The sequence below is a fragment of the Streptomyces sp. NPDC006309 genome (assembly GCF_040613095.1).
GTDB lineage: Bacteria > Actinomycetota > Actinomycetes > Streptomycetales > Streptomycetaceae > Streptomyces.
Window position 1 is genome coordinate 245,226 of the sequence record NZ_JBEXRO010000004.1, and the last position, 9,358, is coordinate 254,583.

General features: G+C 74.3%; 5 protein-coding genes and 1 pseudogene. 1 reads left to right on the forward strand and 5 read right to left on the reverse strand.

Annotated elements, in window-relative coordinates:
- The 5 genes from ABZ117_RS08165 to ABZ117_RS08185 all read right to left on the reverse strand — a co-directional run bounded on the left by ABZ117_RS08165 (window position 1) and on the right by ABZ117_RS08185 (window position 7,539).
- On the reverse strand, window positions 1–1,947 hold the full coding sequence (locus ABZ117_RS08165; RefSeq protein WP_356818556.1) for an ABC transporter permease subunit: 1,947 nt from the start codon (window positions 1,945–1,947) through the stop codon (window positions 1–3).
- A complete protein-coding gene (locus ABZ117_RS08170; RefSeq protein ID WP_356818557.1) occupies window positions 1,947–3,323 on the reverse strand; it encodes a glycine betaine/L-proline ABC transporter ATP-binding protein in 1,377 nt (458 codons plus the stop codon). The genes ABZ117_RS08165 and ABZ117_RS08170 overlap by 1 nt, the downstream gene beginning before the upstream one ends.
- Window positions 3,320–4,852: a GMC oxidoreductase gene (locus ABZ117_RS08175; RefSeq protein WP_356818559.1), complete on the reverse strand. Its 1,533-nt coding sequence runs from the start codon at window positions 4,850–4,852 to the stop codon at window positions 3,320–3,322. Before ABZ117_RS08175 ends, ABZ117_RS08170 begins: the two co-directional genes overlap by 4 nt.
- A gap of 42 nt (window positions 4,853–4,894) precedes the next feature.
- A complete protein-coding gene (locus ABZ117_RS08180) occupies window positions 4,895–6,415 on the reverse strand; it encodes an aldehyde dehydrogenase family protein (RefSeq protein ID WP_356818560.1) in 1,521 nt (506 codons plus the stop codon).
- 206 nt (window positions 6,416–6,621) lie between these two features.
- Entirely contained in the window at window positions 6,622–7,539 is a 918-nt protein-coding gene (locus tag ABZ117_RS08185; protein WP_356818562.1) for a LysR family transcriptional regulator, read from the reverse strand.
- A gap of 100 nt (window positions 7,540–7,639) precedes the next feature.
- Between ABZ117_RS08185 and ABZ117_RS08190 the strand changes: the two are divergent.
- Window positions 7,640–8,971: pseudogene (locus ABZ117_RS08190) on the forward strand (MFS transporter); the annotation flags it as partial.
- Between the last annotated feature and the right edge of the window lie 387 nt (window positions 8,972–9,358).

The window sequence follows — 9,358 nt, forward strand, 5'->3', positions numbered from 1 at the left end:
TCAGGCTCCCTTCCTCGCGGGCCGCTCGGTCGGCTGGGTAACCCGGTCCAGCATCAGGCCCAGGCAGACGATGGCGGCTCCGGCGACCAGGCCTGTCGCCAGGTCGCCCTGGGCGAGGCCGAAGGCGACGTCGTAGCCGAGGGCGCCGCCGCCGACCAGGCCGCCGATGATGACCACGGCCAGCACCAGGACGACGCCCTGGTTGACGGCGAGCAGCAGTGAGCGCCGGGCCAGCGGGAGCTGGACCTGCCACAGCTGCTGGCGGCCGGTCGCGCCGAGCGAGCGCGCGGACTCCAGCGCGGCCTGGTCGACCTGGCGCAGGCCCTGCGCGGTGATCCGGACGACGGCCGGGAGGGCGTAGACGACGGCCGCGGCGACGGCGGGGGCGCGGCCGACGCCGAACAGGGCGACGACCGGGATGAGGTACACGAACTGCGGCATCGTCTGGCACACGTCCAGCACGGGCCGCAGAGCCCGCTCGACCCGGTCGCTGCGGGCCGCGGCGATACCGGTGGCGAAGCCCAGGACGAGGGTCACCGCGACCGCGGCGAGCACCTGCGAGAGGGTGTCAAGGGACGGTTCCCACACGCCGAGCACTCCGATCGCGGCCATGGCGAGCACGGCGGTCAGCGCGGTCCGCCAGGTGCCGATCAGCCAGGCCAGGGCGGCGACGACGAGCAGCAGCGACCACCAGGGCAGCCACTGGAGGCCGTCGCGTACGGGGTCCAGGACCCAGGTGGTGAAGTGGCCCGCCCAGTCGGCGGTACCGCCGATGACCGGGACACCGGAGTACAGGTGGGAGGTCATCCAGTCGACGCAGCGGTTGACCGGTCCGGCGATGGCCAGCGTCCAGCCGGAGGGCCAGTCGAGCGCGCCCAGGAGGCGGGCGGCGAGGGCCGCGGCGACGGTGACGGCCAGGGCGTACGGCCAGCCGATCGTGCGGGTGCGGCCGGTGGCCGGGATGCCGGCGCCGGCGGCGCCGGTGACGCGGTCCAGGACCACCGCCAGCAGCACGATCGGGATGCCGGCCGCGAGGGCCGCGCCGACGTCGACCGAGGCGAGGGCCTGGTAGACGCGGTCGCCGAGGCCGCCGGCGCCGATGACCGCCGCGATGACGGCCATGGACAGCGCCATCATGATCGTCTGGTTGAGGCCGAGGAGGAGTTCCTTGCGGGCCAGCGGGATCCGGGCGGTCAGCAGCCGCTGACGCGGTGTGGAGCCGAGCGACTCCACGGCCTCCAGGACTTCGGGGTCGGCGCCGCGCAGGCCGAGCGAGGTGAGACGGGCCATCGGCGGCGCGGCGTAGACGACGGTGGCGAGGACGGCCGCGGGGACGCCGATGCCGAAGACCAGGACGACGGGGAGGAGGTAGGCGAACGCGGGGAGCACCTGCATGGTGTCCAGGACCGGGCGCAGGGCGCGGTCCAGCCGGTCGGACAGGCCGGCGCCGAGACCGAGGACGGTGCCCACGGCGACGGAGGCGAGGACGGCGACCACCATCAGGGCGAGGGTCTGCATCGTCGGCACCCACATGCCGAGCGCTCCGCAGGCCAGGACGGCGACCGCGGTGCCGGCGGCGAGACGGACGCCGCCCAGACGCCAGGCGGTGAGCGCGCCGAACGCGGTGACGCCGGCCCAGCCCGCGGCGAGCAGGGTGAGGTAGACGGCGCGGACGGCCCAGATGACGGCGTTGCTGATGTAGCCGAAGAAGTAGAGGAACAGGGGGTGGCTGTCCCGGTTGTCCATGACCCAGTCACTGGCCGTGGCGAGGGGCTTGGTGAGGCTGACCGTCAGCTCGTGGGGCCAGGCGGCGCCGGGCCAGTGGGTGGCCGCCCAGGGAGCGAGGACGGCGGCGAGGACGGCGAGCAGGAGGAGCTTGCCGGCGGCTCTGCTCCTCAGGAGGCGGGGGGCGCCGGTGCGGGAGGTGGGGACGGTGAGTGTCGCCATCACACGGCCTCCGGGCTGGTACGGGCACCGGGCGGGGGCGTGACCTCCGGACCGGTACGGGTGCCGCGCGGGGCCGGCTGACGGTGCCGGCCGGGTGCCGTCCTGCCGGGGACGGACGCCGCCCCGGCGGTACGGGGGCCCGGGGCGGCGTCGGCGGTGCGTGAGGCGTCGATGCCGGTGGCGGTGCCGGTGGTGCCGCCGAAGCCGGTGGCGCCGCTGCCGGCCGGGGCGCCGGGCATGCCGGTGGCGGGCCGGGTGCCGGGCATGCCGGTGGCGGGCAGGCCGGTCGGCGGGGCGCCGGCCGTGTCGACTGCCGTCGGTATGCCGGCGACGACACCGAGGAGCTGCTCGTGGTCGACGACGCCCATGCACGCGCCCGCGTTCATGACCCGGGCCGGGGCGCCGGCCCTGGCCACCGCCTCGATCGCCTCCGCCACCGTGGCCTCCGGGCGGAGCGCGGGACCGCTGCCGGCCTCCTCCGCGGACGCGGGCCGCATCGCCGTACGCACCGTCATCACCTGTTCGCGCGGAACCTCCCGGACGAACTCGCGGACGTAGTCGTCGGCGGGGGAGCCCACGATCTCCTCGGGTGTGCCCAGCTGGACCACCCGGCCGTCGCGCATGAGGGCGATGCGGTCGCCGAGTTTCAGCGCCTCGCTCAGGTCGTGGGTGATGAAGACCATCGTGCGGCCCTCCTCGCGGTGCAGGCGGGCCACCTCGTCCTGCATGTCGCGGCGGATGAGCGGGTCGAGGGCGCTGAACGGCTCGTCGAAGAGCAGGACCTCGGGGTCCACGGCCAGCGCCCGGGCCAGGCCCACACGCTGGCGTTGACCGCCGGAGAGCTGGCCGGGGCGGCGCTTCTCCATGCCTTCGAGGCCGACCTTGGCGACGAACTCGGCGGCCCGCTCGCGGCGTTCGGCTCGGCCGACGCCCTGGATCTCCAGCCCGTAGGCGACGTTGTCGAGGACCGTGCGGTGCGGCAGCAGTCCGAAGTGCTGGAAGACCATCGCGGCGCGGTGGCGGCGCAGTTCGCGCAGGCGGGTGCGGTCCATCGCGCGGACGTCCTCGCCGTCGATGGCGATGGAGCCGGCGGTGGGCTCGATCAGCCGGGTCAGGCAGCGGACCAGCGTGGACTTGCCGGAGCCGGACAGGCCCATCACGACGAAGACCTCGCCCTTGCGGACGTCGAAGGAGACGTCGCGGACGGCGGCCGTGCAGCCGGTGCGGGCGCGCAGGTCGGCCGGGTTCAGCTGCTTGAGTTCGGGGTCGGCCGGGACGCGGCCGGACTTGGGCCCGAACACCTTCCACAGGCCGGAGACCGAGAAGACGGGAGCGTCGGTGGTGGGGGGCTTGCGGGTGGGGACGGTGGGGGTCATCGGGGATCGCCTCCGATCAGGTCGACGGCCTTCTCCCCGATCATGAGCACCCCGATCATCGGGTTCACGGCGGTCATGGTGGGGAAGACGGACGCGTCGGCGATGCGAATGCCGGACAGACCGCGGATCCTCAGTTCCGGGTCGACCACGGCGAGTTCGTCGTCGGCGGCGCCCATCTTGCAGGTGCCGGCCGGGTGGTAGACGGTGTGCGCGGCCTTGCGGGCGTACTCGCTCAGCTCCGCGTCGCCCTGGATCTCGGGGCCGGGGCAGACCTCGCGCTTGAGCCAGCCGGCCAGCGGCTCGGTCCTGGCGATCTCACGGGCGATGCGGATGCCGTCGACCAGGGTCCGGGCGTCGTAGTCGTCCTCGTCGGTGAAGTACCGGAAGTCCAGCGCGGGCTTCACGGACGGGTCGGCGCTGGTGAGGTAGAGCCGGCCGCGGCTCTTCGGCTTGGGGATGTTCGGGGTCATCGAGACGCCGTACGCGGGGCGTTGGTAGCCGAGGCGCTCGGGGTTGTCGGTGAACGGGATCTGGTAGAAGTGGAACATCAGGTCGGGGCCCGCGTGCTCGGGGTCGCGGCGCACGAACAGGCCCGCGTCGGAGTCCATCGCGGAGTTCTCCGGGATCGGGCCGTGGGTCTCCCAGACGATCACCGACTCGGGGTGGTCGAGCAGGTTCTCGCCGACGCCCGGGAGGTCGTGCGCGACCGGGATGCCGAGCGCCGTGAGGTCCTCGGCGGGACCGATGCCCGAGTGGAGCAGCAGCCGCGGGGTGTCGACGGCGCCCGCGCACAGGACGACCTCGTCGCGGGCCCGGATCAGCAGTTCCTCGCCGTCCTTGGTGCGCACGTGGACGCCCTCGGCGCGGGTGCCGTCCAGTTCCAGCCGGTACGCCCAGGTCTCCAGGAAGAGGTGGAGGTTGGGGCGCTCGTCCAGGACGGGGTGCAGGTAGGCCACGGAGGCGGAGGAGCGCTTGTTGTCCTCGGGGTGGTAGGCGAGGTCGAAGAAGCCGGCGCCCTCGGTGAACGGCGCGCGGTTGAAGCCCTCGACCTCGGGTACCCCGAGTGCGGACCGGGCGGCGTCCACGAAGTCGCGGGCGATGGCGTTCCGGTCCTTCTCGTCGACGGAGACGATGTTGTTCTCGAGGCGGGCGAAGTAGGCCTCCATGGGGGCGGCGCCCCAGCCCTTGGCGCCGGCCGCCTCCCACTCGTCCCAGTCGGAGGGCAGGGGCTTGAACGAGATGAGGGTGTTGTGCGAGGAGCAGCCGCCAAGGACGCGGGCGCGGCTGTGCCGGATGTGGGAGTTGCCGCGCGGCTGCTCCACCGTCGGGTAGTCGTAGTCGAGTTCGCCGCCGAGCAGGCCCATCCAGCGGCGCAGCGTGAGGACGTCGTCGCGGCCGACGTCGCTCGGGCCGCCCTCGATGACGGCGACGGTGACGTCCGGGTTCTCGGTGAGGCGGGAGGCGATGACGCAGCCCGCGGTGCCGCCGCCGATGACGACGTAGTCGTAGAGGTGGGGGGTGTGGGACATGGAGGTGCTGCTCCGGAGGTGTGGAAGGGGTCGGGCGGGGGCTCAGCCGGCGAACCAGCGGACCGGCGCGGGCGCCAGGTTCTGGTAGACGTGCTTGGTCTCGCGGTACTCGGCGAGCCCGGCGGGGCCGAGTTCGCGGCCGGTGCCGCTCCTGCCGAAGCCGCCCCACTCCGCCTGCGGCAGGTAGGGGTGGAAGTCGTTGATCCAGACGGTGCCGTGGCGCAGCCGGGCGGCGACGCGCCGGGCGCGGCCGGGGTCGGTGGTCCAGACGGCGCCGGCGAGGCCGTACTCGGTGTCGTTGGCGAGGAACACCGCCTCCTCCTCCGTCCGGAAGGTCTCGACGGTGAGGACGGGGCCGAACACCTCCTCCCGGACGACCTTCATCTCGCGGTGGCAGGCGTCGAGGACGGTCGGCTCGTAGAAGTAGCCGGTCTCCGGGCGGGCCGGCGACGGTTCGGGCCGCTTCCCTCCGCAGCGCAGCACCGCACCCTCCGCCAGCGCGGAGGCGACGTACGACTCGGTCTTGGCGCGCTGCTGCTCGGAGACGAGCGGGCCGCACTCGACGCCGTCCTCGGTGCCGCGTCCCAGGCGGATCCTCGTGGCGCGGCGGGCGAGTTCGGCGACGAAGCGCTCACGGACCGGTTCCTCGACGATGAGGCGGGCGCCGGCCGAGCAGACCTGGCCGCTGTGGATGAAGGCCGCGTTGAGGGCCTGGTCGACGGCGGTGTCGAAGCCCTCCTCGGTGGCGCAGGCGTCGGCGAAGACCACGTTGGGGTTCTTGCCGCCGAGTTCCAGGGCGACCTTCTTGACGGTGGGCGCGGCGGCCCGGGCGACCTTGATGCCGCTGGCGAGGCCGCCGGTGAAGGAGACGAGGTCGACACCGGGGTGTTCGGCGAGCCGGGCGCCGACGGTGTGGCCGGGGCCGGTGACGAGGTTGGCGACGCCCTCGGGCAGTCCGGCCTCGGCCAGCAGCCCGATCAGCGCGATCGTGGTCATCGGGGTGATCTCGCTGGGCTTGATCACGAAGGTGTTGCCGGCGGCGAGCGCCGGGGCGATCTTCCAGCTGGCCTGGAGGAGCGGGTAGTTCCAGGGGGTGATCAGCGCGCAGACGCCGACCGGTTCGTGGACGACGACGCTGTGGATGTCGGGCGAGCCCGCGTCGACGACCCGGCCGGGTGCCTCGGCGGCGACCAGGTCGGCGAAGTAGCGGAAGGCGTCGGCGACGCAGTCGATGTCGACGCGGCCCTCCTCGACGGTCTTGCCCGCGTCCCGGCTCTCCAGCAGGCCGAGTTCCTCGCGGTCGCGGACGAGCAGGCCGGCGACGCGGCGCAGCAGGGCGGCGCGGTCGGCGACCGGGGTGTGGGGCCAGGGTCCGTGGTCGAAGGCCTGCCGGGCGGCGGCCACCGCACGTTCGGCGTCCTTCTCGTCGCCCTCCGCGACCACGGCGAAGGGCCGGGCGTCCGCGGGGTCGAGGATCTCGCGGGTCGCGCCGGAGATCGCTTCCAGCCACTCGCCGCCCGCGTGGATGGTCGCCTGAGGGTGTCGTTCCGTTCTGTCCGCCATGATCGGTATTGCCTTCCGTTCCTGTTCGGTACCCCTCTGTCACACGCATGTCACGCTCGGGGACCGCGGTCGCCTGCCCAGACGCCTGCCACGCATGCACGATCGATGGCCGAAAGTGCGCCGCGTCACTGACAAAGCGGCCGAAAAAGGAACAAAGCAGAAACAAAAGCGGGCCCCGGCGGGGACCCGGAGGGGGCCGGGGCGGTCTAATCGGCGGCCGGGCCCTGGAGCATCGCCTCCCTGACACAGCCCCGCAGCCAGGCGTGGGCGGGGTCGGCGTCGTGCCGCGGATGCCAGGCGAAGCCGATCGGGACGGCCGGCAGCGGGAGCGGGATCTCGAAGGTGACCAGGCCGAGGGAATCGGCCAGCGGGCGGCCCCACCGGCTGATCAGCCCGATCAGCTCGGTGTCGCGCACCACGAACAGGGAGGACGGGTAGGTGCCGACGCTGCCCACCACCCGGCGGTCCAGACCGAGCGCGGCGAGGGCGTCGTCGACCGGGCCGTGCAGCCGGCCGCGCCGGGAGACGATCAGGTGCCCCGCCTCCCCCGCGAACCGCTCGGGCGTCAACTCGCCCTCCAGCAAAGGGTGTCCGGCCCGTACGACACCCAGCATGCGGTCCTCGTGCACGGTCTCCACGTGCACCTCGGGCGCGGTCGTGTCGATCACGCCCACCTCCAGGTCGGCGGTGCCCTGGCGCAGGTAGGGGGCGTCCACGTGGCTCTCGGACAGGAAGCGCAGCCGGATGCCGGGCGCCTCGCGGGCGGCGCGGGCGAACAGGGCCGCGCCGTGGGTCGCGGCGATCGCGTCGTGGCCGAGGACGGTGAAGGTCCGGGTGACCGTGCGCAGGTCGGTGTCCCGGTCCGGCGTGAACAGGGCACGGGCCCGCTCCACCACCGCGCCGACCTCGGCGCGCACGGCGAGCGCGTGCGGGGTCGGCACCATCCGGCGGCCGGCCCGCACCAGCACCGGATCACCGAGCGCCTTGCGGATACGGCCGAGGGTGCGGCTCATGGCCGGCTCGGACAGGTGCAGCCGGCGCGCGGCGCCCTGCACGCTCTCCTCCTCCAGCAGGACGTCGAGCGCCACCAGCAGATTGAGGTCCAGGCCCGTGGATTGCGTCATGCGCAGGTGTTCCTTGCAAAGGTTGCACTGGTCAGCAGGTCACGGCCGACCCTACGGTGAGAGCGCATCCCCCACCACCCACCAGCTCCCGGGAGGAGCCGTGCCCGCGCACGCCCTGAAACGCCCGACCCTGCTGACCATGTGCGCTTGCGTGCTGGTCGCGCAGAGCATGGTCGCCGCCATCAACCTGCTGATCCCCCAGCTCGCCTCGTCCACCCCGCACCCCTCGCACACCGAACTGCTGTGGACGGTCGACGCGTACGTCATCGTCTTCGCGGGCCTGCTGATCCCCGCGGGCGCGCTCGGCGACCGCTACGGCCGCAAGGGCGCCCTGCTCACCGGGCTGGCCCTGTTCGCCGCGGGCGCCGCGACCAGCGCGCTCGCTCCCGGCCCGGCGCTGCTGATCGCGGGCCGGGGCGTGTCCGGCGCCGGAGCCGCGCTGATCACACCGGCGACCATGTCGATCCTGGTCCACCTGGCCGGCCCCGGGCGCCGCGCCCAGGCGATGGCGTCCTGGACGCTGGCCGTCGGACTGGGCGGCCTGGCGGGCAACCTGGGCGGTGGCCTGGCCGGCCAGTTCCTGTCCTGGCGGGCGCTGTTCGCCGTGATGGTGCCGCTGGCCGGGGTCCTCGCCGCCGCGGTGGCGGTGACCACCCCGCGCACGGCCCGCTCCCCGCAGGGCAGCCCGGACCCGGCCGGCACGCTGCTGCTCACCGCCGGCCTGACCGCCGTCCTCTTCGGCATCATCGAGGGTCCCGGCCAGGGCTGGACCTCGCTGCGCATCCTGACCGCGTTCGGGGCGGGCGCCCTGCTGCTGGCGGCGTTCACGGCCCACGCCCTGCGCTCCCCCGCGCCACTGTTCGACCCGCGTGTCTTCCGCTCCGCCGGGCTGCGCGCCTCGACGCTGGGCCTGGCGACGGGGTTCTTCGGCCTGTTCGCGCTGTTCTTCGTCAACTCGCAGTACCTCCAGGAGGTCAAGGGCTTCGGGCCGGCGGTGACGGGCATCGCGATCGTGCCGCTGATCACCGGCATGGCGCTGGTCCCGAAGTTCGCGGCCCGCTGGTCGGCGCACCCGCGCCCGGTCGTCGGCACCGGGCTCGCACTGATCGGCGTGGGCCTGCTGGCCGCGTCCACCGCGGACGCCCACACGCCCTACCCGCTGTACGCCTGCTGGCTGCTGGTCATCTCGACGGGCACGGGCCTGGCCATGCCGGCACTCACCCTCGGCGTGGTCGTGTCGCTCCCCCCGCACCGGGCGGGGCTCGGCTCCGGGCTCGGCACCTCGGCCCGTGAGATCGGCGCGGCCCTCGGCGTCGCCGTCGCCGGCACGGGCCTGGCGGGCCACGCGGGTTTCGCCGACGGGATGGGCCCGGCCCTGCGGGCCGTGGGAACGGTCGTACTGCTGGCGACGGCGGTGGTCGTGACGGGCTACCGCGCCCCCACCGACCGGCCCGGGACGACCACGGCCAGGCCGCCGGCCGACGGCACACCGGGGGCCGGGGGCACGGCGGTGGGCGGGGACACGGCGGTGGCCGGGCGACCGGCAGCCGGCGACACGCCGGTGGGTGGGGACAGGCCGACGGCCGGGGTGGCGGTGGGCGGGGACACGGCGGTGGGTGAGCGACCCGCGGCCGGCGACACACCGGTGGGTGGGGACAGGCCAGCGGCCGGGGAGACGATGCCCGGGGGCACACCGGCGGCCGGGGACACGGCGGTGGGTGGGGACAGGCCGACGGCCGGGGTGGCGGTGCCCGGCGGCACACCGACGGGCGGGGCGGTGGGCGGGCGACCGGCGGCCGGCGACACACCGGTGGGTGGG